27 protein-coding genes are annotated in these 25,035 nt (G+C 71.9%); 20 read left to right on the top strand and 7 right to left on the bottom strand.

All coding sequences use genetic code 11. The features are described 5' to 3' along the window. Positions 1-3 precede the first annotated feature (3 nt). Complete coding sequence (locus tag KSO98_RS06865; RefSeq protein ID WP_225284360.1) at positions 4-2,493, bottom strand: DNA gyrase/topoisomerase IV subunit A; 2,490 nt, start codon at positions 2,491-2,493, stop codon at positions 4-6. 27 nt (positions 2,494-2,520) lie between these two features. Here KSO98_RS06865 and KSO98_RS06870 point away from each other — a divergent pair, with 27 nt between their 5' ends. Genes KSO98_RS06870 through KSO98_RS06895 form a run of 6 tightly spaced genes read left to right on the top strand, consistent with a single transcriptional unit; the run spans position 2,521 to position 8,315 of the window. Beyond that, positions 2,521-5,226 (top strand): bifunctional acetate--CoA ligase family protein/GNAT family N-acetyltransferase, encoded by a 2,706-nt coding sequence (locus tag KSO98_RS06870; RefSeq protein WP_225284361.1) that lies wholly within the window; start codon positions 2,521-2,523, stop codon positions 5,224-5,226. A gap of 29 nt (positions 5,227-5,255) precedes the next feature. Further along, a complete protein-coding gene (locus KSO98_RS06875; protein WP_225284362.1) occupies positions 5,256-5,834 on the top strand; it encodes a DUF5998 family protein in 579 nt (192 codons plus the stop codon). Between the two features lie 7 nt (positions 5,835-5,841). Next, positions 5,842-6,969, top strand: coding sequence for an alkaline phosphatase family protein (locus tag KSO98_RS06880; RefSeq protein WP_225284363.1), 1,128 nt, complete (start codon positions 5,842-5,844; stop codon positions 6,967-6,969). A gap of 25 nt (positions 6,970-6,994) precedes the next feature. Beyond that, entirely contained in the window at positions 6,995-7,660 is a 666-nt protein-coding gene (locus KSO98_RS06885) for a thymidine kinase (protein WP_225284364.1), read from the top strand. 47 nt (positions 7,661-7,707) lie between these two features. Further along, positions 7,708-8,022: a WXG100 family type VII secretion target gene (locus KSO98_RS06890; protein WP_225284365.1), complete on the top strand. Its 315-nt coding sequence runs from the start codon at positions 7,708-7,710 to the stop codon at positions 8,020-8,022. Further along, positions 8,019-8,315 carry a WXG100 family type VII secretion target gene (locus tag KSO98_RS06895; protein WP_225284366.1) on the top strand — a complete coding sequence of 99 codons (297 nt, stop codon included), beginning with the start codon at positions 8,019-8,021 and terminating at the stop codon, positions 8,313-8,315. The genes KSO98_RS06890 and KSO98_RS06895 overlap by 4 nt, the downstream gene beginning before the upstream one ends. Positions 8,316-8,479: 164 nt before the next feature. Here the strand turns inward: KSO98_RS06895 and sepH are convergent, their stop codons facing one another. Then, complete coding sequence (sepH, locus tag KSO98_RS06900; RefSeq protein WP_225284367.1) at positions 8,480-9,568, bottom strand: septation protein SepH; 1,089 nt, start codon at positions 9,566-9,568, stop codon at positions 8,480-8,482. Positions 9,569-9,681: 113 nt separating this feature from the next. Here sepH and KSO98_RS06905 point away from each other — a divergent pair, with 113 nt between their 5' ends. Further along, positions 9,682-10,314 carry a trimeric intracellular cation channel family protein gene (locus KSO98_RS06905; protein WP_225284368.1) on the top strand — a complete coding sequence of 211 codons (633 nt, stop codon included), beginning with the start codon at positions 9,682-9,684 and terminating at the stop codon, positions 10,312-10,314. A gap of 4 nt (positions 10,315-10,318) precedes the next feature. On the opposite strand, the gene KSO98_RS06910 is transcribed toward KSO98_RS06905, so the two are convergent. Beyond that, a complete protein-coding gene (locus tag KSO98_RS06910) occupies positions 10,319-11,623 on the bottom strand; it encodes a D-arabinono-1,4-lactone oxidase (RefSeq protein ID WP_225284369.1) in 1,305 nt (434 codons plus the stop codon). 38 nt (positions 11,624-11,661) lie between these two features. On the opposite strand from KSO98_RS06910, the gene KSO98_RS06915 reads away from it, so the two are divergent. The 3 genes from KSO98_RS06915 (at position 11,662) to KSO98_RS06925 (ending at position 14,082) form a co-directional block, all read left to right on the top strand. Then, positions 11,662-12,783, top strand: a complete 1,122-nt coding sequence (locus KSO98_RS06915; protein ID WP_225284370.1) for a ferrochelatase — start codon at positions 11,662-11,664, stop codon at positions 12,781-12,783. A gap of 49 nt (positions 12,784-12,832) precedes the next feature. Beyond that, entirely contained in the window at positions 12,833-13,651 is an 819-nt protein-coding gene (locus KSO98_RS06920) for an inositol monophosphatase family protein (protein ID WP_225284372.1), read from the top strand. Positions 13,652-13,791: 140 nt separating this feature from the next. Then, a complete protein-coding gene (locus tag KSO98_RS06925) occupies positions 13,792-14,082 on the top strand; it encodes a DUF4193 domain-containing protein (RefSeq protein ID WP_225284374.1) in 291 nt (96 codons plus the stop codon). 54 nt (positions 14,083-14,136) lie between these two features. On the opposite strand, the gene KSO98_RS06930 is transcribed toward KSO98_RS06925, so the two are convergent. Continuing rightward, the gene (locus KSO98_RS06930) at positions 14,137-14,445 is read right to left on the bottom strand and encodes a DUF4235 domain-containing protein (RefSeq protein ID WP_225284376.1); all 309 of its coding nucleotides are present in this window, start codon (positions 14,443-14,445) and stop codon (positions 14,137-14,139) included. Positions 14,446-14,512: 67 nt separating this feature from the next. Here KSO98_RS06930 and KSO98_RS06935 point away from each other — a divergent pair, with 67 nt between their 5' ends. Next, entirely contained in the window at positions 14,513-15,337 is an 825-nt protein-coding gene (locus KSO98_RS06935; RefSeq protein ID WP_225284378.1) for an ABC transporter ATP-binding protein, read from the top strand. Positions 15,338-15,341: 4 nt separating this feature from the next. Here KSO98_RS06935 and KSO98_RS06940 read toward each other — a convergent pair whose 3' ends face one another. Further along, positions 15,342-15,806, bottom strand: a complete 465-nt coding sequence (locus KSO98_RS06940) for a DUF3093 domain-containing protein (RefSeq protein WP_225284379.1) — start codon at positions 15,804-15,806, stop codon at positions 15,342-15,344. A 65-nt stretch (positions 15,807-15,871) separates the two neighbouring features. Here KSO98_RS06940 and dut point away from each other — a divergent pair, with 65 nt between their 5' ends. The 4 genes from dut to KSO98_RS06960 are packed head-to-tail and all read left to right on the top strand — an operon-like array spanning position 15,872 to position 18,133. Beyond that, the gene (dut, locus tag KSO98_RS06945) at positions 15,872-16,330 is read left to right on the top strand and encodes a dUTP diphosphatase (protein ID WP_225284380.1); all 459 of its coding nucleotides are present in this window, start codon (positions 15,872-15,874) and stop codon (positions 16,328-16,330) included. 41 nt (positions 16,331-16,371) lie between these two features. Next, entirely contained in the window at positions 16,372-17,052 is a 681-nt protein-coding gene (locus KSO98_RS06950; protein WP_225284381.1) for a DUF3710 domain-containing protein, read from the top strand. Then, the gene (locus KSO98_RS06955) at positions 17,049-17,396 is read left to right on the top strand and encodes an OB-fold nucleic acid binding domain-containing protein (protein ID WP_225284382.1); all 348 of its coding nucleotides are present in this window, start codon (positions 17,049-17,051) and stop codon (positions 17,394-17,396) included. Before KSO98_RS06950 ends, KSO98_RS06955 begins: the two co-directional genes overlap by 4 nt. After that, positions 17,393-18,133, top strand: a complete 741-nt coding sequence (locus KSO98_RS06960) for a DUF3159 domain-containing protein (RefSeq protein WP_225284383.1) — start codon at positions 17,393-17,395, stop codon at positions 18,131-18,133. Before KSO98_RS06955 ends, KSO98_RS06960 begins: the two co-directional genes overlap by 4 nt. 314 nt (positions 18,134-18,447) lie before the next feature. Here KSO98_RS06960 and KSO98_RS06965 read toward each other — a convergent pair whose 3' ends face one another. Together KSO98_RS06965 and KSO98_RS06970 are read right to left on the bottom strand one after the other, a co-directional pair. Beyond that, positions 18,448-19,119: a potassium channel family protein gene (locus tag KSO98_RS06965; protein WP_225284384.1), complete on the bottom strand. Its 672-nt coding sequence runs from the start codon at positions 19,117-19,119 to the stop codon at positions 18,448-18,450. Next, positions 19,119-19,796: a potassium channel family protein gene (locus tag KSO98_RS06970; protein WP_263642509.1), complete on the bottom strand. Its 678-nt coding sequence runs from the start codon at positions 19,794-19,796 to the stop codon at positions 19,119-19,121. Before KSO98_RS06970 ends, KSO98_RS06965 begins: the two co-directional genes overlap by 1 nt. 145 nt (positions 19,797-19,941) lie before the next feature. Between KSO98_RS06970 and KSO98_RS06975 the strand changes: the two genes are divergently transcribed. From KSO98_RS06975 to KSO98_RS18800, 5 genes are all read left to right on the top strand, one after another. Beyond that, entirely contained in the window at positions 19,942-21,093 is a 1,152-nt protein-coding gene (locus KSO98_RS06975; RefSeq protein ID WP_225284386.1) for a class I SAM-dependent RNA methyltransferase, read from the top strand. Positions 21,094-21,559: 466 nt separating this feature from the next. Beyond that, positions 21,560-22,060, top strand: coding sequence for a hypothetical protein (locus KSO98_RS06980; RefSeq protein ID WP_225284387.1), 501 nt, complete (start codon positions 21,560-21,562; stop codon positions 22,058-22,060). 238 nt (positions 22,061-22,298) lie between these two features. Continuing rightward, positions 22,299-23,180 carry a universal stress protein gene (locus KSO98_RS06985; RefSeq protein ID WP_225284388.1) on the top strand — a complete coding sequence of 294 codons (882 nt, stop codon included), beginning with the start codon at positions 22,299-22,301 and terminating at the stop codon, positions 23,178-23,180. Between the two features lie 9 nt (positions 23,181-23,189). After that, the gene (locus tag KSO98_RS06990; protein ID WP_225284389.1) at positions 23,190-23,777 is read left to right on the top strand and encodes a 2-oxoacid:acceptor oxidoreductase family protein; all 588 of its coding nucleotides are present in this window, start codon (positions 23,190-23,192) and stop codon (positions 23,775-23,777) included. Beyond that, positions 23,770-25,026 (top strand): transketolase C-terminal domain-containing protein, encoded by a 1,257-nt coding sequence (locus KSO98_RS18800; protein ID WP_225284390.1) that lies wholly within the window; start codon positions 23,770-23,772, stop codon positions 25,024-25,026. Before KSO98_RS06990 ends, KSO98_RS18800 begins: the two co-directional genes overlap by 8 nt. Positions 25,027-25,035: the final 9 nt, after the last annotated feature.

Below are 25,035 nucleotides of genomic sequence, written 5' to 3' on the forward strand. Positions count from 1 at the left end.
CACTCACTCAACCGTCGGAGTGCCCACCAGCGCGCTCACCGGGCCGCCGACGGCGTCGACCGGCTGGCTCAGCGGGATGCCCGATCCGTCGCGCCGGCCGTCCGCCGGGGGCAAGTCGACCGGGGCGCCGCTGGCTGCGGCGGCGCGGGCCGGATCGGTGCCCGCCCACGCGAAGATGAGGGTGTCCTCGCCCTTGAGATAGCGCTGGCAGCGCACGCCGCCGGTCGCGCGACCCTTGCCGGGGTACTCGCTGAACGGCGTCACCTTGGCCGATCCGGTCTCGGTGCCGGGCAGCGCCGTCGAGGCGCCGGCCACGGTCACCACCGAGGCGCCCTCGCCGGCCTCCGGGTCGAGCGCGCCGAAGAAGACCACCTTCGAGCCGTGCGCCACCCGTACGCCCGCGATGCCGCCACCCGTACGCCCCTGCGGGCGCACCTGGTCGGCGCCGAAGTGCAGCAGCTGCGCATCCGAGGTGATGAAGCAGAGCGTCTCGGTGCCGGTGCGCAGCTGGACCGCGCCGACGACCTCGTCGCCGTCCGCGAGCCGGATGACCTCCCACTCGTCCTTGCTCAGCACCTCGGGGTTGACCCGCTTGACCGTGCCGAGCTTGGTGCCCAGCGCGAGACCCGGGCCCTCGCTCGTGATGGTGCATAGCCCCAGCGCGCGCTCGCCCGGGTCCAGCGACAGCAGGGCCGACAGCGGCAGGCCGCCCTGCAGGTTGGGCTCGCCGGCGGTCGGCGGGATCTCCGGCAGCTCCAGCACGCCCAGGCGCAGCAGCCGTCCGGTGGAGGTCAAAATGCCGATGTCACCGCGCGCGGTCGCCGGGACGGCGGAGACGATCACGTCGTGGTTGGCGCGACCACCACCCGACGCCAGCGGCTCGTCGGAGCGCGTCCGCGCCAGCAGGCCCGTCGAGCTCAGCAGCGCGAAGCAGGGGGAGTCGGGCACCTCGAGCGGCGAGGCGGCCGCAGCGGCGGCGGCCGTCCCGGCCGAGGAGAGCAGGACCGTGCGCCGGGGCGTGCCGTACGTCTTGGCGACCTCGGCGAGCTCGTCGGAGACGACCTTCTTCAGCAGGTTCTCGTCGTTGAGGATCGCGTCGAGGGCCTCGATGGTGGCCTGCAGCTCCGACTGCTCCTTCTCCAGCTCGATGCGGGAGAACTTGGTGAGCCGGCGCAGCGCCATGTCGAGGATGTACTCGGCCTGCAGCTCGGAGAGGTCGAACACGTCCATCAGGCGCGTCTTGGCCTCGGCGCCGTTCTCCGAGGAGCGGATCAGCTGGATGACCTCGTCGATGTCGATGATCGCCAGCAGCAGGCCCTCGACCAGGTGCAGGCGCGCTGCGGCCTTGTCGCGGCGGAACTGGGAGCGGCGCCGGACGACGTCGTACCGGTGGCCGAGGAAGACCTCCAGCAGCTCCTTGAGCCCCAGCGTGCGCGGCTGGCCGTCGACCAGGCAGACGTTGTTGATGCCGAACGAGTCCTCCAGCGGGGTCTGCTTGTAGAGCTGCTCGAGCAGCGCCTCGGGCACGAACCCGTTCTTGACCTCGATGACGATCCGGGTGCCGTTGTTCTTGTCGGTGAGGTCGGTCAGGTCGCTGATGCCCTGCAGCTTCTTGGCCTGGACGAGCTGCTTGATCCGCTCGATCACCTTCTCGGTCCCGACGCCGTACGGCAGCTCGGTGACGACGATGCCCTTGCGGCGACCGATCGTCTCGACCCGGGCGGTGGCGCGGATCTTGAAGGTGCCGCGACCGGTCTCGTACGCGTCACGGATGCCGTCGAGGCCGACGATGGTGCCGCCGGTCGGTAGGTCCGGGCCCGGGATGAACCGCATCAGCTCGTCGAGGTCGGCAGCGGGGCGCGTGATCAGGTGACGGCAGGCCGCGACGACCTCGATGAGGTTGTGCGGGGCCATGTTGGTCGCCATGCCGACCGCGATGCCGGCGGCGCCGTTGACCAGCAGGTTGGGGATCGCGGCGGGGAGCACGGTCGGCTCCAGCTCGCGGCCGTCGTAGTTGCTGCGGAAGTCGACGGTGTTCTCGTCGATGCTCGCGGTCATCGCCACGGCGGGGGCGGCCATCCGGCACTCGGTGTACCGCATCGCGGCCGCTCCGGAGACGCCGTCGGGGGAGCCGAAGTTGCCGTGCCCGTCGATCATCGGCAGCCGCATCATCCACTGCTGCACCAGGCGCACCAGCGCGTCGTAGATGGCGCTGTCGCCGTGCGGGTGGAGGCGACCCATCACCTCGCCGACGACACGCGCGGACTTCACGTGACCGCGATCGGGCAGCAGCCGCATCTCGTTCATCGTGTAGAGGATCCGGCGCTGCACGGGCTTGAGCCCGTCGCGCGCGTCCGGGAGCGCCCGGGAGTAGATGACCGAGTAGGCGTACTCCAGGAAGGACGACTCCATCTCGTCCTTGATGTCGGTGTCGAGGATGTGCTCCTCGAAGTCGTCGTCCGGGAGCTCCTGCTGGGTCTTGCCGCGTGCCATGGGGGCATTGTTCCGTAGAGTTCCCCTGTGACCACGGAGGACACCCCGACCTTCCCCGCGCACTGGACCGCCGACGTCCTGCTGCGCGACGGCCGTACGGCCCATATCCGTCCCGTCGAGCCCGGCGACAAGGAGCTGCTCGTCGAGTTCTACGCGCGCGTCTCCGACGAGTCGAAGTACTACCGGTTCTTCTCCCCGATGCCGGTGCTGTCGGACAAGGACGTGCACCGCTTCACCGAGGTCGACTACGTCGACCGGGTGGCGTTCGTGCTGACCCTGCGCGGGCGGATGATCGCGATCGGGCGCTACGACGTGGTGAAGCCCGGTCGCGCCGAGGTGGCCTTCCTGGTCGAGGACGCCTACCAGGGTCGCGGCATCGGCCAGGTGCTGCTCGAGCACCTCGCCCAGGCCGCCCGGGAGCGCGGGATCTCTAAGTTCGTCGCCGAGGTGCTCCCGGACAACTCCCGGATGATCCAGACGTTCCGCGATGCCGGCTACAAGGTCGCCAGCGGTTACGAGGACGGCGTGATCTCGCTCGAGTTCCCGATCGAGGTCACCGAGACCGCGATCGGCGTCCTCGCCGCCCGTGAGCACGAGGCCGAGGCCGCCTCCATCAACCGGTTCTTCAACCCGCGCAGCGTCGCCATCATCGGCGCCTCGCGCCGGCAGGAGACGGTCGGACAGCTGATCGTGCGCAACCTGGTCAACGGCGACTTCACCGGCCGCGTCTACGTGGTCAACCCCAACACCTCGGCCGTCAGCGGCATGCCGGCCTACAAGTCGGTCGCCGAGATCCCCGACGAGGTCGACGTCGCGATCGTGGCCGTCCCCGCCGAGGCGGTCCAGGAGGTCGTCCTGGACTGCGCCGCCAAGGGCGTGCACGGCCTGGTCGTCATCTCCAGCGGCTTCGCCGAGACCGGCGACGAGGGCCGACGGCGCCAGCGCCGCCTGGTCGGCCTGAGCAGGTCGTACGGCCTGCGGCTGATCGGCCCCAACGCGCTCGGCATCATCAACACCGACCCCCAGGTCTCGATCAACGCCTCCCTGGCGCCGACGATGCCGCCGCGCGGCCGCGCCGGCTTCTTCTGCCAGTCCGGCGCGCTCGGCTCGGCGATCCTGGAGAAGGTCAACAACCGAGGCCTCGGCCTGACCACCTTCGTCTCCGCGGGCAACCGCGCCGACGTCTCCGGCAACGACCTCCTGCAGTACTGGGAGGAGGACGAGTCGACCGAGGTCGTGATGATGTACCTCGAGTCGATCGGTAACCCTCGCAAGTTCTCCCGCATCGCGCGCCGGGTGAGCCAGCGCAAGCCGATCGTCGCCGTCCGCTCCGGCCGTACGACCCAGGGCGTGCCGATGGGCCAGATGGTGCGCCGCATCGCCGCGCCCCCGCAGGCCGTCGACGCCATGTTCAAGCAGGCCGGGATCATCCAGGTCGACACCCTCGAGGACATGTTCGACGTCGCCCAGCTGCTGGCCCACCAGCCGCTGCCGCGCGGTCGGCGCGTCGCCATCGTCGGCAACTCCGACGCCCTCGGCCTGCTGGCCGCCGACGCGGCCGCCGGCGTCGGACTCGCGGTCAACAAGCAGGTCGCGCTGCCCGCCGAGCCGTCACCCGACGAGTTCGAGGACGCCCTCGACGCGGCGATCGACGACCCGGACGTGGACGCCGTCGTCGCCGTCTACATCCCGCCGCTCAACGTCTCCGGGGACGAGATCGCCAACGTGCTCGCCGCGGTCGGCGAGCAGTCCGACAAGCCGCTGGTCACCTCCTTCCTCGGGGCCGAGGGTGTCCCGGAGCTGCTCCGGGTGCCCGACGTCGCCGGCTCGACCGCGGGGCGCGGCTCGGTGCCGTCCTACTCCAGCGTGGAGTCGGCCGTGCGCGCGCTCGCCCGCGTGGTCGAGTACGCCGTCTGGCTCCGTACGCCCGACTCGCCGGCCCTGCCCGACGTCGAGGAGCAGGTCGACGTGATCGCGGCCCGTCAGATGGTCCGCGAGATGCTCGCCGACCTCCCCGGCGGTGGGGAGGTGGGCCGTGACCAGGTCACCCGGCTGCTCGCGACGTACGGCGTCGAGCTGTGGCCTTCGCGCCCGGTCGCGAGCGTGGAGGAGGCCGTGGCGGCTGCCTCCGACTTCGGCTGGGACGTCGTCCTCAAGGCGACCGCCGACCACCTGCGCGAGCGGCCGGACCAGGCCCACGTGGTCTCCCACATCGGCGACGCCGAGGAGATGCACGACGCCTGGCACGAGCTCGTCGCCGCGGTGGGGGAGCCGACAGCGGGCAAGGGCTTCTTGGTGCAGCGCACCGCGCCTCCGGGCGTGCCGATCACGATCCGCACCACCGAGGACCCGCTCTTCGGCCCGGTCATCTCCTTCGGCATGGCCGGCCCGCTCTCCGAGCTGGTGGGGGACCGGTCGTACCGGATCCCCCCGCTGACCCACCGCGACGCCGCGGCGATGGTCCGCGAGGTGAAGGCGGCCCCCCTGCTCTTCGGCTACCGCGGCGCCGACGTGGTCGACGTGGACGAGGTCGAGCGGCTCATCCGCCGTGTCGCCCAGCTCCAGAACGACCTGCCCCAGGTCAGCATGCTCGAGCTCGGTCTGGCCCTCGTCGGCACCGAGGGGGCGGCGGTGCTCACGGCCAGCGCGCGGCTCGATCCGGTCGACGACGCCCGCTCCGACTGGTTCGTGCGGCGGCTCAACGCCCCGGCGATGGACACGCTTCCGTCGTGAGGTGGCGCACGGGTGAGAGAATCCGTTCCATGAGCACCACCGAGGTCGACCAGAGCCGAGCGATGCGCGCGGAGATCGAGCGCACCGGCTACTACCCCGATGTGGTCTTCGAGGGCGTGAAGACCGCGCTCGCCGGCGAGGAGGCGGTCGCCTACTTCGTCCACCACGAGCCGACCTTCGAGCACGACGAGGTGCGCCGCCACCTCAGCGTCCTGGTGCTGACCGCGAGCCGGCTGATCCTGGCCCACACCGACGAGCACGCCGGCGACGACCTCCTGCCCGAGCCGTACACCTCCACCTCGACCGAGGCCGTCGCGCTCTCCGCGGTGAAGTCCGTCGTCGTGACCCGGATGGTGACCGCCCCGACCGAGGGCCCCGGCCGTCCCGCGGAGGCCGTCCTGACCATCGGGTGGGGCGCGGTCGCGCGCGTCGACCTGGAGCCGGCCGGCTGCTCGGACCCCAACTGCGACGCCGACCACGGCTACACCGGCTCGCTGACCTCCGACGACTTCTCGCTGCGGATCTCCGCGGCCGCCGAGGGCGCCGACGCGGTCGTCAAGCTGCTCGACTTCGCCGAGGCGCTCTCCGCCCGCACGGGCCGGGCATGAGCCCGGCGTGAGGCCCGCGCCGGATCCGACCTTCGTCGACCCCGCCTACTCCACGCGCTCGCTGGGCGACGTCGTCCCGGCCATCGCGGCCGCGCTCGGCTGCGCCGGCTCGCCGGCCGGGCTCGCGCTGCCGAGCGCCCCGGCGTACGTCGTCATGCTCATCGACGGCCTCGGCGCACGGCTGCTGGAGCGGTACGCCCACGCCGCGCCGTTCCTCTCCTCGCTGCTCGCGCACTCGGAGCCCGGCACCGCCGGCGTCCCGTCGACCACCGCGACCAGCCTGACGTCCTTCGGCACCGGGCTCACCCCGGGCTCGCACGGCCTGGTCGGCTACACCTCCCGCGTCCCCGGGACCAACCACCTGCTCAACGCGCTGCAGTGGCCCAAGGATGTCGACCCGACGGAGTGGCAGCCCAACCCGACCGCCTTCCAGCGGCTCGCCGAGAACGGCGGCAGCGTCACCGTGGTCAACAAGCGCGAGTTCTTCGGGTCCGGCCTCACCGTCGCGGCCCATCGCGGCGCGGAGTTCGTCGGCGCGGACAAGGTCGGTGAGCGGCTCGCCGCCGCGGTCGAGGCCGCCAAGCAGCAGTGCTCGCTGACCTACCTCTACGACGGGGACCTCGACTGGACCGGCCACCGCTACGGCGTCGCCTCCTCGCCATGGCTCCAGCAGCTCTCCATGATCGACTCCGAGGCCGAGCAGCTGCGTGACGCGCTGCCGCACAGCACCCGGCTGATGGTGGTGGCCGACCACGGCATGGTCGACTCGGCCAAGGAGAGCCGGATCGACGTCGACGAGCGGCTCGAGCTGCGTGACGGTGTCGCCCTGCTCGGCGGCGAGGCCCGCTTCCGGCACCTCTACTGCGCCAGCGGCGCGGTCGCCGACGTGGTCGCCACCTGGCGCGAGGTGCTGGGTGATCGCGCCGAGGTCCTCACCCGCGAGCAGGCCATCACCGCGGGCTGGTTCGGCCCGGTCACGCCGGGGGTCCTGCCGCGGCTGGGCGACGTCGTGGTCGCCTCCCGAGGCGATCACGCGGTCGTGTCCAGTGCGGACTTCCCGTACGAGACGAAGCTGGTCGGGCTGCACGGCTCGCTCACCGCCGACGAGATGCTGATCCCCATCCTGATCAGCTGATGGCGACGTGGGAGGATCCTGCGTCGTGGCGTCGCTGACCTTCTTCACCGGACCGATGGACTCGGGCAAGAGCACCCTCGCCCTGCAGACGAACCACAACCGGGCCGCGCGCGGCCTCGCCGGCCTCATCTTCACCGCCCACGACCGCGCCGGTGACGCCGTCATCTCGTCGCGGCTGGGGCTCACGCACGGCGCGATCGAGGTGGGCCCGGAGTTCGACTTCTGGCGCTACACCGTCGACGCGCTGACCCACGGCAAGCGGATCGACTACTTCATCTGCGACGAGGCCCAGTTCTACACGCCCGACCAGATCGACGCGCTCGCCAAGATCGTCGACGAGCTGCAGATCGACATCTTCTGCTTCGGCATCCTCACCGACTTCCGTACGCGTCTCTTCCCGGGCTCCGCCAGGCTCGTCGAGCTCGCCGACTCCACCCAGGTGCTCCAGGTGGAGGCGCTGTGCTGGTGCGGCAAGCGCGCGACGCACAACGCCCGCGTCGAGGACGGGATCATGGTCACCGAGGGTGAGGTGATCGTCGTCGGCGACACCGAGGAGAGCGCGCCTGCAGTGAACGCGGAGCCCGGCAATGTCTCCTACGAGGTGCTGTGCCGCCAGCACCACCGCCGTCGGATGACCGCGGGCCGCGCCCGGGCGGTCTCGCTCGGCGCGGAGCCGCTGCCCTTCGACTGATCCGACCGGCTGGTTTCAGCTGTGAGGAGGCTGGGTAGGAGCCAGCCATGACCCTCCAGGTCGAGCCGGCCGAGCTCACCATCGCCCGCCAGCGGATCGGCGCGCTCCACGACGAGCTGGTCACCGAGCAGGCCGCGTTGAGTCGCCAGGTGGAGCATCTGCTCGACGGCAGCTGGTCCGGGGGAGCGGCCACGCAGTTCCGTACGTCCTGGACGCAGTGGTGCCGGGGGATGCGCGACCTGCTGACCGGTGTCGGCCTCGAGGGCGACGCGATCGCGCTCACACGCGCCGAGCTGGTGGGCGTCGATGAGGAGCGCGCCGCCGTGACCCGGCGCCTGCACGAGCGGTTGGGGCAGGCATGACCGCCTACGACGTGGATCTCGCCGAGCTCGACGCCGCCATCGGTCGGCTCGACGCCTCGCGTGCCGCCCTCGCCGACCGGATCGCCGAGCTGGAGTCCGCAGTCACCCAGGGGCGCAGGCACTGGCAGGGCGAGGCGGAGGCGGCCCACGAGGCCGCGCATCAGCGGCTGATGAGCGGTGCGGCCGAGCTACAGAGCGCGCTCGCCGGGCTGCGGGCGGTCGCGAAGCATGCGCACGCCGCGTACGCGGCCGCGGCCGAGGCGAACTCGGCGACGTGGGACGTGTTGGGCTGAGGTCCGGTCGCCCTGCGACGCGCCGAGGCAGCCGTTCTGGGTGTGCGCCCGCCGTGGGCCGCGCGATGCTTCTGGTGCGCCCGCCGTGCGCGGGCGGTGTCTGGCTCGCGCCGGCTCAGAGGGCCGGCGGATGAGACGAATGAGTGGGCACTCGCGCCCGGCGACTACTTGCTGGGTCCGCCGAACATGATCTCGTCCCAGCTGGGGACCGACGCGCGGCCGCGGCGCTTGCTGGTCGGCTTGCGCGGGGCCTCCGGCTCGGGGGCCTTCTCGGGCTCGGGCTCGACGACTGCCTCGACCTCGTGCTCGGGCTCCGCCTCGGCGACCTTCTCCACCGGCGTGGCCGGGGGAGCGTCGAAGAGGTAGGCCTCGACGGGAACCTCGAGCGGGGCGGCCGCAGCGGTCTCGGTCTCGGCGGGCCTCGCCTCGTCGCGCTTGATCTCGACGGTGGGCTCGGTCGCGCTGACCTCGGCGACCGGCTCCGGCTCGACCGGGGCGTACAGGTCGACCGCGGGGGGCTCCTCGATCGGCTGCAGCCGACGCAGACGGGCGAGCTCCAGGTCGTCGCGGACCGGCTCGGGCGCGATCGGCTCGGGCAGGACCTCGCCGACCAGCCAGCGGGCGTCGTCGTTGTCGAGGGAGACGTAGTTGCCCGGGATGTCGTAGGTCAGCTCGGCGATGCCGGCGCGGTTGGGCAGGTCGTACGTCGCGAGGAGCTTCCAGCGGCCGTCGTGGCGACGGTAGGAGTCCCAGACGACCGACGCGTCGGCGCTCTCCGGCTCCATGTCGAAGCCGCGCAGGTGCGCGGTCACCGCGTCGCCCAGGGTGCGGGCCGCGGCGGCCTCGCCGGGCTTGCGGCGTACGGACGCCTTCTGCGCGCGCTGCGCGGTGTACTCGCGCTCGGCGAGCGCGGGGCCGGCGAACGGCATGATCTTCTCGACCGTGCTGCCCGCTGCCTCGGCGACCTGCTCGGGGCTCTCGCCTGCCCGGATCCGGGCCTGGATGTCGCGGGGGCGCATGGCGCTTTCCATCGGGACCTCCGTCCGGCGGGTGGGTGTCTGGGGTGCGGCGGGACGCCCGCGCGGATCGAGCTGGCTGCTCATCTGCGGGTCGAGGGCCAGGGTGAACTCGCGACCCTGCTCATCGACCAGGATGGCGCGCCGCCCGTCGCGGGTGACCGAAGCGAGGGTGACCGAGACCGGACGCGTGTCCGCGTCCTGCTCCGGCGGTGAGACCGGGCTCGTCAGGGGCATCTCTTCAGCCGACATGATGCGTGCAACCCTACGACACCGGGCGCGCCGTTCGGACGCGGCACACCGGCGCGCCGGATTCCTTTCGGTCCTGCGTGACCTGGGATCATGAGGCCGTGCCAGCTGATCCGTCCCTGACCGTCGCCGTCGCCGACTACGTCGGCATCTTCGTGTTCGCGGTGACCGGTGGGCTGGTGGCGGTCCGCAAGGGCCTGGACATCTTCGGCGTGCTGGTGCTGGCCGGCACGACCGCGCTCGCTGGCGGGTTCCTGCGCGACGTCTTGATCGGTGCCACCCCACCTGCGGCGCTCGCCGACTGGCACCACCTGATCGTGCCGATCGGGGCGGGCCTGCTGACGTTCTGGTTCCACCCGGCGGTGAGCCGGCTGGAGAAGATGATCAACATCTTCGACGCCGCCGGCCTGGCGCTCTTCTGCGTCGCGGGTGCGCTCAAGGCGATGGACTTCGGTCTCGGCCCGCTGCCCTCGACGATCCTGGGCATGGTCACCGCCATCGGCGGCGGCATGATCCGCGACATCCTCAGCGGCCGCATCCCGACCGTCCTGCAGCAGCAGATCTACGCCATCCCGGCCTTCGCCGGGGCCGCGGTGGCCGGCTTCGGGCACGAGCTCGGGCTCTCGCAGCTGCTGCTCGGCATCGTCGGCGGTCTGCTGTGCTTCATCTGGAGGGTGCTGGCGATCTGGAAGGACTGGCAGGCGCCCCTGCCGCGCGGGTCCGCCTCCGTCTGAGCGCTCAGGCGCCCAGCACCCGACGCAGGTAGTCGTTGCCGAAGACCCGGTCCGGGTCGAGCCGGTCGCGCAGCGCGACGAACTCCGCGAAGCGCGGATAGCGCTCGGCGAGCGAGGCCGCGTCCTGGGTGTGGATCTTGCCCCAGTGCGGACGCCCGCCGGCGGCGCGGAGGATCGGCTCGAGGAGCGCGAAGTACGCGCGGTGCTCGGCGGCGTGGTGGGTGTGGAAGGCGAGATAGAACGAGTCGCGCTCGTACGCCGTCGACAGGGCGACGTCGTCGGCCGGGGCGACCCGCAGCTCCACCGGGAACGAGATCCGCAGGTCGGAGGCGTCCAGGGCACGGCGGCACTCACGCAGCACCTCGAGGCCGTCGGCGCGCGGGACGGCGTACTCCATCTCCCGGAACACGACCCGGCGCTCGGCGACGAAGACCCGGTGCGCGACGTCGGAGTAGGTGCGTGGGGAGAGCAGCGAGGCGTTCATCCGGTTCATCCGCGGGATCACGCCGGGGGCCAGGTTGGCCAGCGCGGCGAGGGTGCCGAAGGCCGTGTTCTGCAGGAAGTTGTCGTCGAACCACGCCTTGGTCGCCGAGAGCGGCTCGGTCTCGTCGAGCGAGGCGAGCCGGGTGTTGCGCTTGGTGAGCAGCCGGTCGGTGTGCGGGAACCAGTACGCGTCGACGTGGTGCGCCTCGGCCGTCATCGCGTCGAAGGAGCCGTGGAACTCCTCCCACGACATCGGCTGCTCGACCGCCTCCAGGGCGAAGAGCGGCTCGACCATGAACGTCACGTCGACCAGGACGCCCAGCGCACCCAGCCCGACCCGGCCGAGCGCGAAGACCTCGGGGTTGGACGTCGCGGAGCACGACAGCACCTCGCCCGTGCCGGTCACGATGGTGAAGCCCGCGAGCTGCGCGGACAGCCCAGCGGCCAGCAGCCCGCCGGTGCCGTGGGTTCCGGTCGAGACCGCGCCGGCGAGGGTCTGCTCGGCGATGTCGCCCATGTTGTGCAGCGACAGGCCGAGGCGCTCGAGGTCGGCGTTGAGCGTTTTGAGCTGGGTGCCGGCCCGCGCGGTGACGGTCATCGCCTCACGGTCGACGGCGACGATGCCGGTCATCCGGCCCGGCAGCAGATGCGTGCCCGAGCCGGGGGACGCGATCGCGGTGAAGCTGTGTCCCGTACCGGCAGCCTTCAGCGTCGTCCCGCCGTCGCGCGCCGCCACGATCGCGGCGATCACCTCGTCCAACGAGCCTGGCGTGATCACCCGTGAGGGGGAGGCGTGCTCGAGTCCGGACCAATTGCTCCAACCCATGTGCCGCAGGTTAGCGCCCGCCAAATAGGGTGGGGGCCATGGACGCCTCGCCGCGCAACACCGGTCCGTACGACGCCTTGCTGCTGCTCTCCTTCGGCGGCCCGGAGAAGCCTGAGGACGTGGTGCCGTTCCTGGAGAACGTCACCCGCGGCCGTGGCATCCCCCGGGAGCGGCTCGAGGAGGTCGGCCAGCACTACTTCCTCTTCGGGGGCCGCTCGCCGATCAACGACCAGAATCGCGCCTTCCTCGCCGCCGTACGCGCCGACCTCGCCGACAACGGGATCGACCTGCCGGTCTATTGGGGCAACCGCAACTGGGAGCCCTACCTCGACGACGTGGTCGCGCAGATGAAGGCCGACGGGATCAAGCGCGTCGCCGTCTTCGTCACCAGCGCGTACTCGTCCAACTCCTCGTGCCGGCAGTACCGCGAGAACCTGTTCGCGGCTCGCGAGCTGGCCGGTGGTGACGAGAGCGGCATCTCGTTCGACAAGCTCCGCCTGTACTACAACCACCCCGGCTTCACCGAGCCGGTCACCGACGGCATCCTCGCCGCGCTGCAGGAGCTCCCCGCCGACCTGCGCCACGACGCCCGGATCGTCTTCGTCACCCACTCGATCCCGACCGCCATGAACGATGCGTCGGGCCCGCCGGACGCCGGCGGGGGCGCGTACGTCGCCCAGCACCTCGACGTCGCCCGGACGATCGCCGCCCGGGTCGCCGTCGAGACCGGCATCGTCCACCCGCATGAGCTGGCCTTCTGCTCACGCTCGGGCTCTCCGCAGATCCCGTGGCTGGAGCCCGACGTCAACGACCGGCTCGAGCAGCTGGCCGCCGACGGCGTCAAGGCGGTCGTCCTCTGCCCGGTCGGTTTCGTCTCCGACCACATGGAGGTCGTCTACGACCTCGACACCGAGGCGCTGGCCACCTGCGAGCGGCTCGGCATCGCCGCGGCCCGCAGCGCCACCGCCGGCACCGATCGGCGTTTCGTCGCCGCGGTCCGCGACCTGCTCCTGGAGCGCGCCGCCGTCGAGCGCGGCACCGATGTCGCGCGTACGGCCGTCGGCGACCTCGGCCCCTGCTGGGACCGCTGCGCGGTGGGCTGCTGCGCGAGCCAGCGGGAGAGCAAGCCGACCCTCACCGGCGTCGGGGACCCGGCATGAGCCACCCCGCCCGGATGCTCGCTCCGCTCCGGGTCGGACAGGGCCGCCGATGAGTGCGCCCACCGCGATCGAGCTGCTCGCCCTGGCCCAGGAGGCGGCCCGCGCCGCCGCCGACCTGGTCCGGGACCGCGCCCTGCGCGCGGTCGAGGTCGCCGCGACCAAGTCGACCGACACCGACGTCGTCACCGAGGCCGACCGGGCCAGCGAGGAGCTGATCCGCCGGATCATCCTGGCCAAGCGCCCCGACGACTCGTTCCTCGGTGAGGAGGGCGACGACGTCGAGGGCACCTCGGGCGTGCGCTGGATCGCCGATCCGATCGACGGCACCGTCAACTTCCTCTACGGGATCCCGCGCTACGCCGTCTCGATCGCCGCCGAGCGTGACGGCGAGGTCGTCGCCGGCGTGGTGATCAACGTGCCCCACCGCATCGAGTACACCGGCCACATCGATGCCGACGGTCGCCCGGTGGCCCGTCGCGACGGCCGTGCGATCACCGTCGCCGCGCCGGCCCCGCTGGGCAAGCGCCTGATCGCCACCGGGTTCGGGTACGACGCCGGGCTGCGCCGCCTCCAGGCCCAGTGCCTGGTCCGGCTGCTGCCGCAGGTGCGCGACATCCGCCGCCTGGGCTCGTGCGCGCTCGACGTCTGCGACGTCGCCCAGGGCATCTTCGACGGCTACCTGGAGGAGGGCGTGCACCTGTGGGACCACGCCGCCGCCGGCCTGATCGCCCGCGGCGCGGGCGCGCGTACCGAGGTCGCGGTCGGACTCGGCGGTGGCGAGCTCCTCCTCGCGGCCCCGGAGCACGGCTTCGATGCCCTGCGTGTGGCCGCCGTGGAGGCCGGGTACTTCGCCCCGCCGGGGGAATAGCTGACCTTCACCTGACGTTCATGGAGCGAATCTCGATCAGGGCGTGCATCCACCGCGTCCATACGGCACAATCACCGCCCGACCGGTGACATGGGGCCGGGTCGGCAGATGACGCTGGTAGCACGAAGAAGGGGACGGGTATGGCGACGGACTACGACGCACCGCGCAAGAACGAGGAAGAGCAGTCCGAGGAGAGCATCGAGGAGCTCAAGGCCCGGCGTCACGACAAGAACTCCGGCAAGGTCGACGAGGACGAGGCGGAGGCCGCCGAGTCGTTCGAGCTCCCGGGTGCGGATCTGTCGCACGAGGAGCTCGCCGTCGAGGTCAAGCCCAAGCAGGACGACGAGTTCACCTGCATGAGCTGCTTCCTGGTCCACCACCGCAGCCAGCTGGCTGACGCGAAGAAGATGATCTGCCGCGACTGCGCCTGACGCAGAACCGACGAAGGGCCCCGCCATCGGCGGGGCCCTTTCACGTTCTGTCCGCTACTTGCCGTCCTTGGAGAGCTGCGGTGGCAGCTGGCCGGTCGACTTCACGTAGTAGGTGGCCGCGCGCCGCTGGGCGAGCATCTTGCCCAGCGCCATCGCCGCGCCGGTCATCGCCGACCAGGCCACGGCCTCCCACAGCTGCACGTCGGGGTCGGCGGGGTTCGTCGGCGGCTTGCGCTTGGTGCTGGTCTGCCAGAACTTGTTCAGCGCCACATTGGTGACGCGGGCCGCGGCCAGGCCGGAGCCCAGGGCCATCACGGACCACACCTTCGAGTTCTTCTGGCCGGCTGCCTTCTTCTTCCCCATGGATCACAGACTAGCGGCATACCCGAGGTACGCTCCGGTGCCTTCTGCCGCACAAGGAGAGTCGTCGATGAGCCACCCCGTCCTCGAGCTGAGCGAGGTCACCTTCCGCCGCCAGGGCAAGGAGATCCTGCAGGGCATCGATCTGACGGTGCGCGCCGGCGAGCACTGGGCGCTGCTGGGCCCCAACGGCGCCGGCAAGAGCACCATCCTCGGCTTCTGCGGCGCCCAGGCACACCCGTCCTCCGGCACCGTCGACGTCCTCGGGCACCGCCTCGGGCGCGTCGATGTCCACGAGCTGCGCCGCGTGATCGGCCACGTCAATCCCCGTCACGGCCTGCAGTCGGCCCTCAGCGTCCTCGAGGTCGTCCTGAGCGGCCTGACCGGCACCGTCGAGCTCCCGGCCCGCTGGGAGCCCACGCCCGAGCAGCTCGAGCGGGCGCACGCCCTGATCGCCGAGGTCGGCCTCAGCGGTCGTGACGAGCGTCGCTGGCCGACGATGTCCCAGGGCGAGCGCGGCCGCGCGCTGATCGCCCGGGCGCTGATCGCCGAGCCCCGGCTGCTGCTGCTCGACGAGCCCTCGACCGGCCTCGACGTCGCCGCGCGCGAGCAGCTCCTCGCCACGGTGGGGGAGCTGGTGCGCACCCACCCCGAGCTCTCCTCGGTGCTCGTCACCCACCACCTCGAGGAGCTGCCGGTGACGACCACGCACGCGCTGGTCATCGCCCACGGTCGCGTGATCGCCTCGGGCGATGTCGGCGCGACCGTCACCAGCGAGACCATCACCGCGGCCTTCGAGCACCCGATCCGGGTCGAGCGCGAGCGCGGCCGGTGGAGCGCCCGCTCCGCGTGGCACGCGGACTGGCAGGACGGCGACACCGAGAGCGTCGCCTGACCTGCTACCTGCGGGTCAGCGCCGTGATCGCGGCGGCGAGCCGGTCCGGGTGGCGGGTCGCGATCAGCCAGTACGGCGCCGGGTCGGCCGGGTCCTCGATCGCGACCCTCACCGCTCGCTTCAGGTAGGGCCGCAGCACGAGGTAGGCCCGGGCGTCGGCGTCCTGCCCGGCGAGCCGGCGAGCGGCGTCCGGGTCGAGCGCCTCGGCCGTCCCGAGGAAGCTGGCCTCGATCTGCGCGCGGCCGGCGCGCAGCGCGCCGTCCCCGACCACGATCCGCGCGCCGCCGTACGAGATGAACCCCAGCGCGAGCAGCGCCAGGATGGCGGCCGTCAGGCCCCAGGCCAGAGCGGCCGGCATCGACACGCTCATCGCCAGCCAGAGGGTGGCGACGAACATCGTCCCCTGCACCCACCAGCGCAGCGGCACGGTCAGGCGCTCGACGTACGGGGCGGTGCTCGCTGTGCTCACGAGGCGAGAGTTTTTCATCCCTGCCACCAGAACCCGTGATCCGGGTGCCGCGATAGGGTCCCGCCGTGTCCGAACCCACCGTCGAGATCGCCCTGCACCGCCTCGATCCGGAGCTCTCGCCGCCCGCCTACGCCCACCCCGGCGACGCCGGCGCGGACGTGGTCACCGCCGTCGACGTCACCCTGGCGCCCGGTGAGCGGGCGCTGGTGCCGACCGGGATCGCGATCGCCCTGCCGCACGGGTACGTCGCCCTGCTGCACCCGCGCTCGGGCCTGGCGATGCGCCACGGCCTGTCCATCGTCAACACCCCCGGCACCGTCGACGCGGGCTTCCGCGGCGAGATCAAGGTGCTGCTGGTCAACCTCGACCCGCGCGAGCCGATCGTGCTGCGCCGCGGCGACCGGATCGCCCAGATGGTGATCCAGCGCGTCGAGACCGCTCGCTTCGTGGACGTCGAGGTCCTGCCTGACTCCGTCCGGGGTACAGGGGGTTACGGTTCTACCGGAGGGTTCTCGCAGGGTTGAGCCCGGCGAGACGTCCCCATCGATCAGAGAGAGCATCCGCGTTGAAGTTCCGTCGCAAGTCCACGACCGAGGCCGTCGAGATCGACCTAGACGCCATCCCCGACGACGACGAGATCGATCTCGACCGCGCTGAGGACGCCGGCGAGGGCGCTGTCGCCGACGGCCCGCGCGGCCCCTACGACATCGACGAGATCCCGGCCGACGCCCAGCCGATCGGCCGCATCGACCTCGGCTCCCTGCACATCCCTAGCGTCGACGGGCTCGAGCTGCGCCTCCAGGTCGACGAGGCCACCGGCCAGATCGCGGCCGTCATGCTCACCGGCGAGGACGGCGCGCTCGAGCTGCGCGCCTTCGCCGCCCCCCGCAACGGCGACCTCTGGGGCGAGGTGCTGCCTCAGCTGGCCGCCGACGTCCAGGCCCGCGGTGGCCAGGTCGGCCAGCGCGACGGCAACTTCGGCCCCGAGCTGCTCTGCCAGCTCGCGGTCACCTTGCCCGACGGCGAGCAGGGCGTGCAGCCCTCGCGCATCCTCGGCATCAACGGCCCGCGCTGGATGCTGCGCGCCACCTTCCTCGGGCGCCCCGCGGTCGAGGCCGAGGTCGGCCAGGCCTGGGAGGGCGTGCTGCACCACGTCGTCGTCAGCCGTGGCAAGACCGCCCTGCCCAAGGGCGAGGCGCTCCCCATCGTCATCCCGCCGAACGCCCAGCAGGTGCAGGAAGCATGAGCAAGATCCGGGACGCCATCACCGCCTGGTCCAAGGACGCCGACGGCTTCGGCGAGCAGCCCGACTTCGTCTGCGACGGGGTCACGCCGATCGCCGAGGCCGCCGATCGTGACCGCACCTGGCTGCGCGGCACGCTTCGCACCGTCACGATGCGCCCGCGAGGCGGCGCGCCCGCGCTGGAGGCCGAGCTCTTCGACGGCTCCGACGTGGTGACGGTCGTGTGGCTGGGCCGGCGCCAGATCAACGGCATCGCGCCCGGCGTCTCCCTCGAGGTGAAGGGCCGGATCGCCCGCTACGACGGCGTCCGGACCATCTTCAACCCTCGCTACGAGCTCATCCCGTGACCGATCCGGCGACCCCCGAGCCGTCGGAGCACGCAGAGCCGGAGCACCCGGAGCACCACCACGTCGGTGTCGACACTGTCGAGGCCGTCGTACGCCGCCAGATGGCCGAGTCGCTCGGCGGTCGCCGCGGCATGCTCGAGGCCGCCCTTCCCGGCCTTGCCTTCACGCTCGTCTGGCTGGTCGCCAAGGACATCAAGCTGGCGATGATCGCCGGCATCGCGCTGGCCGGCGTCGCCCTGCTGTGGCGCCTCGTCGAGCGCACCACGATCCAGTACGTCGCCAACGCCATCGTCGGCATCGGCATCGGCTGGCTGGTCGTGCACATCGCCCGCAACATGGGCGGCTCGCAGGAGGACCAGGCGCTCGCCTTCTTCGTCCCGGGCGTCGTCATCACCGGCGTCTACACCGTGCTGCTGGTGATCAGCTGCCTGGTCCGCTGGCCCGCCATCGGGTTCATGGTCGGCAGCGTCGCCGGGGACCCGCTCGAGTGGCACGACAACCGGCAGATCGTCACGCTCTGCACGCGGCTGACCTGGCTCTTCCTCGCGCCCGGCGCGATCCTCGCGCTCGTCGAGGGGGTCGTGATCCTGCTCGGCTACGGCGGGGCGATGCACAAGGACGCCGCCGTCCTGGTGCTCGGGATCATCCGTCTCGGGATCGGGTGGCCGCTGCGGCTGCTCGCCTGGGGTGGGATGGTCTGGCTGCTGGCGAGGAACGCCACCCCGCTCGAGGGCTGAGCCTGCCGGGGCACCGCGGCCGCCCGGCCGCCACGTCATGGGGCCCGCGGCGCGAGCCCGCGGCCGGCACGCGCCCTTGCGGCAGACGACGGGGCGAGCTGCGCTCGCTGCTCCTCGCTCGTCGCGACGCCTTCGAGCTTCGTTCCTCGCTCGGGCGGCTCCTCGCTTCGTCGCTACCGCGCAGCGGACTTCGTCCGGCGCGTTCCTTTCGTAGCGCCCCTGCGGGCGGCACCGTCCGCCGTCCCGCACCAGTGGTCGCTGACGCGATCCGGTCGCCCACGGTGCTGCGTGGGCGACCGCGAGCGGGGTGGGCGTTACTCGCTGTGGGTGGTGGGGGAGAGGAGTCGCTCGAGAGCATCCTCGTTCTCCGCGGGGACGACGAAGAGGAGCTCGTCGCCGGCCTCGACCGGGGTGGTCGGGGTCGGGGTGTAGACGTCGCGGGCGCGCAGGATGGTGACCAGCGCACAGTTGGTCGGCAGCGGGATGTCGGCGATCGGCTTGCCGACGTACGGGCTGTCGGCCGGCAGGGTCAGCTCGACCAGGTTGGCCTGGCCCTGGCGCAGCGAGAAGAGCCGGACCAGGTCGCCGACCGTGACCGCCTCCTCGACCAGGGCGGACATGATCCGCGGAGTCGAGACGCTGACGTCGACACCCCAGGCGTCGGTGAAGAGCCATTCGTTGTTCGGGTGGTTGACCCGACCGACCGTGCGCGGCACCCCGAACTCGGTCTTGGCGAGCAACGCGGTGACCAGGTTGACCTTGTCGTCGCCGGTGGCGGCGATGACCACGTCGCAGCGCTCCATCCGCGCCTCCTCGAGCGAGGAGAGCTCGCAGGAGTCGGCGAGCAGCCACTCGGCGTCCGGGACGCGCTCGGGGCGGATCGAGCGGGGGTCCTTGTCGATCAGCAGGATGTCGTGACCGTTGGTGATGAGCTCACGTGCGATCGAGCGGCCGACCGCTCCGGCTCCGGCGATGGCGACGCGCATCAGCTGTTCTCCTTCAGGGCGTAGTCGTGCCAGTCGCCGCTCGGTCCGGCGTTGAGGGAGGTGAAGACGTCGGTGGCGCGGTCCTCGCGCATCACCAGGTGCAGGACGTCGCCCTCCTGGATGATCGAGTCACGCGTCGGCAGCATGCCGTCGCCGAGCCGGTCGATCCAGGCGATCCGCGATCCGGTCTGCTGCTGCAGGCGGATGGTGCGCTCGCCGACCCAGGTGGTGGGCGCGAGCAGCGGGTCGACGCGGATGGTGCCGGACATGTCGCGGAAGCTCGGCTCGGCCCCCTGCGGCAGCAGCCGGCGCAGCACCTGGTCGGCGGTCCACTTCACGGTCGCCACCGTGCTGATGCCGAGTCGCTCGTAGACCTCGGCCCGGCCCGGGTCGTAGATGCGGGCCACCACGTTGTCCACGCCGAAGGTCTCGCGGGCCACCCGGGCCGCGATGATGTTGGAGTTGTCGCCGCTCGAGACGGCGGCGAACGCCTCGGCGCGCCGGATGCCGGCCTTCTCCAGGACCTCCTGGTCGAAGCCGATGCCGGCCACCTTGTCACCGCCGAAGCCGGGGCCGAGGCGGCGGAACGCGTCCGGCTCGCTGTCGATCACCGACACGGTGTGGTTACGGTCCTCGAGGCTGCGGGCGAGGGTCGAGCCGACCCGGCCACAACCCATGATCACGACGTGCACAGGGCCACGCTGTCACAGTTGCGTACGGAGTCGTCAACCTGCGTAGCCTTCGGACGTGCCAACCCAGAATCGTGGACCCCGTCGCCCCGGCCGTCAGACTCGTGCGAAGGCGGTCCGAGGTCGGTCGCGGGTGGGCGAGCGGTACGACGTCACCGCCGGCTCGGTCGCCCACGGCGGCCACGTGATCGCCCGGGTCCCCACCGGCGACACGCGGGACGACGGCACCCCGGAGCTGCGCGTCGTCTTCGTCCGGCACGCGCTGCCGGGTGAGCGCGTCACCGTGGAGATCACGGAGGGCACCGATGGTGACCGGTTCTGGCGCGGCGATGCGGTCGAGGTCCTCGAGGCCTCCGCCGACCGTGTCGAGGCGCCCTGCCCGTTCAGTGGTCCGGGCGCCTGCGGCGGCTGCGACTTCCAGCACGTGGCGGTGCGCGCCCAGCGCGAGCTGAAGGCCACCGTCGTGCGCGAGCAGCTGGTCCGGCTCGCCAAGCTCGACGCCGACTCCCCGCTCGTGGCGGGCCTGGTCGTCGAGGCGGTCCCCGGCGACGAGAACGGACTGCGCTGGCGCACCCGGCAGCGCTACGTCGGACTCCCCGGTGGGGGCAAGGGGATGCGCAAGTACCGCTCCCACGACGTCATCCCGGTCGACGACTGCCGGATCGCCCGCACGGATGCTCGCGAGACCGCCTCCGGTGACACGCGCACCATCTCGGAGACCGTCACGGCCGCGGGTGAGACCCACCGCTTCGATCTGGCCGCCGACGGCTTCTGGCAGGTCCACCCCGGCGCGCCCACGGCGCTGACCGAGGCGGTCCTCGCCGCGCTCGACCCGAAGCCGGGGGAGTCGGTCCTGGATCTCTACGCCGGCGTCGGGCTCTTCGCCGCCTTCCTCGCGGACCGCGTGGGTGCCGAGGGCCGGGTCGTCGCGATCGAGGGCGACCCGCAGGCGTCCGCGTACTCGCTCGCGAACGTCCCCGGCGCCGACGTGAGCGCCGGCGATGTCGCCACCGTGCTCGCCTCGAGCCACCCCGAGGCGTTCGACCTGGTCGTCCTCGACCCGCCGCGCGAGGGCGCCCGCCGTCCGGTCGTCGAGGCCGTCGCCGCCCGCACGCCGCGCGCGGTGGCGTACGTCGCCTGCGATCCCGCCGCGCTGGCCCGCGACGTGGCGATCTTCGCCGAGCATGGCTACACCCTCACCGCCCTGCGCGGCTTCGACCTCTTCCCGATGACGCACCACGTCGAATGCGTCGCCCTGCTGACGAGGACCGGGTCGGGTCTGTAGCGGAACGCATCGCTGGATCGCCGTCCGGGCACGGGTGGAGCCCGTCCGGAGGACCCTCGGTCGGAGGACGTTCGGCCCTGAACGGCGATGAGGGCTTCGCCGGAGGATGGAGCCCCGTCCTGCCGGCACCTCGAAAGGCCATGATGAGCCACGCAACCACTCGGGCTCCGGAGGTCCTCGCCGCGTCGCTCTCCGCGCTGTTCGCCCTACTCCTCCTCACCGCCGCCATCCTCGGGCCGCTGGTCACCGGCAGGATCCGCTTTCACATGTCGGCGGACGCGGTGGTCCAGTACGTCGGCGGCGAGGTCGTGACCATGATCGGGGCGGTCGTGCTGCTGGCATCGGTGCCGATGTGGTCCGCGGCTCGCCCGGCCGTCCCCGGGGTCGTCGGCGGGCTCTGTGCCTACGTCGTCTACACGGTCGTCACGGTGGTGCCGGCCAGGATTTCGGGCGCTATGCGGGCAATGTGGAGAAGGCGTTCCTGCTCTACGCCTCTATCGCCGCGGTGGCGATGGTTCTGCTGGTGGTCTGCGCGCGCATGCTCGCGCGCGCGGGTGACGTCACCGGGCCGCGGCAGGCGACGGCCTGGCTGCTGATCGTGGTCGCCACGGTCATCGCTCTGCTGTGGGTCGGCCAGCTGGCTGGGTTCTACCGGGACGGTCCGTCCCCGGAGTACGAGGCGGCCACCTCGCTCTTCTGGCTCGTCAAGCTCCTCGATCTGGCCATCGTGATCCCGCTGACCGGTTTCGTCGCGATCCTCCAGCACACGCCGTCGGCGGGATCGGACGCGGCGGCGGTGGTCGTCCTGGGCTTCATGAGCTGCCTGTTCCTCGCCCTGCTCGGCATGGCCGTCGAGATGCTGCGCCGTGACACCCCCGGGGCCAGCTGGGTCCTGGCGATCGGCGCACTCGTTCTCCTGGTGCCGACCGCGGCGCTCTGGGGGCGGTGGCTCCTCCATCGCGGGTGACCGGGTGTTGTCCAGGCTCGCCGGCTCTCGGACCTGCGCTCGCAGAGGTCATTGGTCCCACGCCGCCGGTGCCGAAGGTGCCGATCGTCGGGGACGGCCGGTGGGCCCTGCGCCCGTCGATCAGGAGCCCTAGGACCCTGTTCGTCCGCTCGCGTCCCGATGTGGGCTGAGACCTGACAGAACCACCACTTCCGGTCCGGTCGATCCGCTCGGGCCCGAGGACGCAACGGGAGGCGCCGTGAGCACCGAACAGCACAACGCAGTCGAGTGGGTGGTCGTCGGTTTCGACGGCTCACCCGGGGCGGAGGCCGCGGTGCGGTATGCCGTCGAGGAAGCGCGGCGCCGCCACGCCGGGGTACGGATCGCCCACGCGATGCCGGTGTTCCCCTGGGGCGTCGGAGCTGGAGTGATCGCACACGACGTACCGACGCCGACCGGGCGCAGCCTTCTCTCCGGCGCCGCCCGGTCGGCGCGCGACGCGGCGGGTGACGCCTCTGTTCCGGTCGAGTGCCGCCTGCTGGTGGGAGATCGCCGCGACGCGATCATCAGCGCGGCCGGCGAGGACGGCGTCGAGATCGTGCTGGGACGCGAGCACGAGCCGAGCCTGTTGCACGTCGCCACCGGCTCCACGGTCGTCGGTGTCGCCGCGCACGCCCCGGTCCCGGTCATCGCAGTCGCTCCTCAGAGCGAGGTGACCGTCCACCAGCGGATCGCCGTCGGCGTCAAGGACCCGCGCCGTGCCGACGCGATCGTGCACCGGGGTCTTGAGGCGGCCGCGGAGCGTGGTGCGAGCCTGTGGATCGTCAACGCCTGGGAGATGCCTCCCGGCTACGAGGCACTCGTCGCGACACCGGCCGAGCGCGAGAAGGTCGCCCGCAGCGTCACCGAGCAGCTCGAGACGACCATCGGCCGACTGGCCGCCGACTTCCCGCAGGTGGAGCACAAGATCTCGGTCGTGCACGGCAATCCCGCCCGCACCCTCGAGGAGGTCTCCCAGGAGTGCGACCTGCTCGTCCTGGCGCGACGTGCTCACCTCCTGCCGCGCGGTCACATCGGCGGCACGGCGCGCGCCGTACTGCGCCATGCTGCGTGCCCGGTGATGTTGGTACCGGCGGGCTGAGGACACCCGATGACCGGTTTCGAGATCAGGATCCACGGCCGCGGCGGCCAGGGGGTGGTCAGCGCCGCGGAGATGCTGGCGCGCGCGGCCTTCGAGGAGGGCCGCCACGCCCAGGCGTTCCCGACCTTCGGCTCCGAGCGCACCGGTTCGCCGGTGATCTCCTTCTGTCGCATCGCCGACGAGCCGATCCGAATCCACGACCCGATCACCCGTCCCGACGCACTGATCGTCCAGGATCCGACGCTGATCCACCAGGTCCGACTGTTCGAGGGGGTACGGCCGGACGGGTTCGTCCTGGTCAACACCGCCCGATCGTTCGTCGAGCTGGGACTCGGCCGACTGGAGGAGGGCCTCGATCCACACCGCGTGCGCTGCGTCCCCGCCACCGAGCTGGCCCGCGCCGAGCTGGGGCGGCCGTTGCCGAACACGGCCCTGCTCGGAGCCTTCGCCGCGATGAGCGGCATCGTGCGCCTGAGCTCGCTCGACGCTGCCATCCGTCAGACGTTCCCCGAGCCGCTCGCGGTCCGCAACATCGCGGCGGCACATGCCGCCCACGACCTCGTCTGCGCACAGAGCGGGCAGGTGAGCCGTGCTTAGCCAGCTCGAGGGATCGCAGGCGACCGCGAAGGCCGTCGCCCGCTGCCGCCCTGAGGTGGTGGCCGCCTACCCGATCTCGCCGCAGACCCATATCGTCGAGGCCCTGTCGGACATGGTGCGGCTCGGCGAGCTGGCACCCTGCGAGTACCTGACGGTGGAGTCGGAGTTCGGTGCCCTGTCCGCCTGCATCGGCGCCTCGGCGATGGGCTCGCGCACCTTCACAGCCACGTCCAGCCAGGGCCTGCTGTTCATGGCCGAGGCGCTCTTCAACGCCTCCGGCCTCGGGCTGCCGATCGTGATGACGGTGGCCAACCGTGCGATCGGCGCGCCGATCAACATCTGGAACGACCACTCCGACGCGATGGCGATGCGTGACAGCGGCTGGATCCAGCTCTTCGCCGGCTCCAACCAGGAGGCGGTCGACCTGCATCTGCAGGCGTTCGTGCTGGCGGAGCGCCTCGGGCTGCCGGTCATGGTCTGCATGGACGGCTTCGTGCTCACCCATGCCGTCGAGCGCATCGACCTGCCGACGGTTGAGGAGGTCGACGCCTTCGTGCCTCGCTTCGAGCCACGCCAGCTGCTCGACCCGGCCCACCCCGTCTCGATCGGGGCGATGGTCGGCCCCGAGGCCTTCACCGAGGTCAAGTACCTGATGCACGCCCGGCAGATGCAGGCCCTCGACGAGGCCCCGAGCATCGCTGCCGACTTCGGCGACGCCTTCGGGCGCACCTCGGGAGGCCTGATGCACTCCTACCGCACTGAGGGCGCTGACACGGTGGTGCTCGCGCTCGGATCCCAGGTCGGCACCATCGAGGTCGTCGTGGACGACTTGCGCGAGGAGGGCCACGCCGTGGGCGTGGTCGAGCTGGTCTGCTTCCGTCCCTGGCCCGAGACCGAGGTGCGTCGCGCCCTCGCGGGAGCCGAGCGGGTGCTGGTCATCGAGCGGGCCTTCGCACCAGGGGCCGGCGGGATCCTGGCCGCCGACGTACGCCTGGCCCTCGCCGGGACCGGAACCGAGGTGTTCGGGGTGGTGGCCGGTCTCGGCGGCCGACCGGTGACGCGCTCGGCGATTCGCGAGCTGGTCGACGACGTCCGCGCCGGGCGCCTGGCCCCGGAGGGAACCCACTTCCTCGGCCTGCGCACCGACGTGGTCGAGCACCAGCTGCGGCGCGCCGACGGCCCGCGCCCCGGGCCGCACGCCGAGAGCGTGCTCGCCGAGCTGGGCATCGTCGGCTCCGGCTCCCACTGACCACCACGC

This window comes from Nocardioides nematodiphilus (assembly GCF_020216525.1).
Lineage (GTDB): Bacteria > Actinomycetota > Actinomycetes > Propionibacteriales > Nocardioidaceae > Nocardioides > Nocardioides nematodiphilus.

Excerpts from the sequence above, each read along its gene's own strand:
- KSO98_RS06865 (WP_225284360.1), bottom strand. The coding sequence starts at position 2,493 with ATGGCACGCGGCAAGACCCAGCAGGAGCTCCCGGACGACGACTTCGAG.
- KSO98_RS06875 (WP_225284362.1), top strand. The coding sequence starts at position 5,256 with ATGAGCACCACCGAGGTCGACCAGAGCCGAGCGATGCGCGCGGAGATC.
- KSO98_RS06890 (WP_225284365.1), top strand. The coding sequence starts at position 7,708 with ATGACCCTCCAGGTCGAGCCGGCCGAGCTCACCATCGCCCGCCAGCGG.
- KSO98_RS06895 (WP_225284366.1), top strand. The coding sequence starts at position 8,019 with ATGACCGCCTACGACGTGGATCTCGCCGAGCTCGACGCCGCCATCGGT.
- sepH (WP_225284367.1), bottom strand. The coding sequence starts at position 9,568 with ATGCCCCTGACGAGCCCGGTCTCACCGCCGGAGCAGGACGCGGACACG.
- KSO98_RS06910 (WP_225284369.1), bottom strand. The coding sequence starts at position 11,623 with ATGGGTTGGAGCAATTGGTCCGGACTCGAGCACGCCTCCCCCTCACGG.
- KSO98_RS06915 (WP_225284370.1), top strand. The coding sequence starts at position 11,662 with ATGGACGCCTCGCCGCGCAACACCGGTCCGTACGACGCCTTGCTGCTG.
- KSO98_RS06920 (WP_225284372.1), top strand. The coding sequence starts at position 12,833 with ATGAGTGCGCCCACCGCGATCGAGCTGCTCGCCCTGGCCCAGGAGGCG.
- KSO98_RS06925 (WP_225284374.1), top strand. The coding sequence starts at position 13,792 with ATGGCGACGGACTACGACGCACCGCGCAAGAACGAGGAAGAGCAGTCC.
- KSO98_RS06930 (WP_225284376.1), bottom strand. The coding sequence starts at position 14,445 with ATGGGGAAGAAGAAGGCAGCCGGCCAGAAGAACTCGAAGGTGTGGTCC.
- KSO98_RS06935 (WP_225284378.1), top strand. The coding sequence starts at position 14,513 with ATGAGCCACCCCGTCCTCGAGCTGAGCGAGGTCACCTTCCGCCGCCAG.
- KSO98_RS06955 (WP_225284382.1), top strand. The coding sequence starts at position 17,049 with ATGAGCAAGATCCGGGACGCCATCACCGCCTGGTCCAAGGACGCCGAC.
- KSO98_RS06965 (WP_225284384.1), bottom strand. The coding sequence starts at position 19,119 with ATGCGCGTCGCCATCGCCGGAGCCGGAGCGGTCGGCCGCTCGATCGCA.
- KSO98_RS06970 (WP_263642509.1), bottom strand. The coding sequence starts at position 19,796 with ATGGGTTGTGGCCGGGTCGGCTCGACCCTCGCCCGCAGCCTCGAGGAC.
- KSO98_RS06990 (WP_225284389.1), top strand. The coding sequence starts at position 23,190 with ATGACCGGTTTCGAGATCAGGATCCACGGCCGCGGCGGCCAGGGGGTG.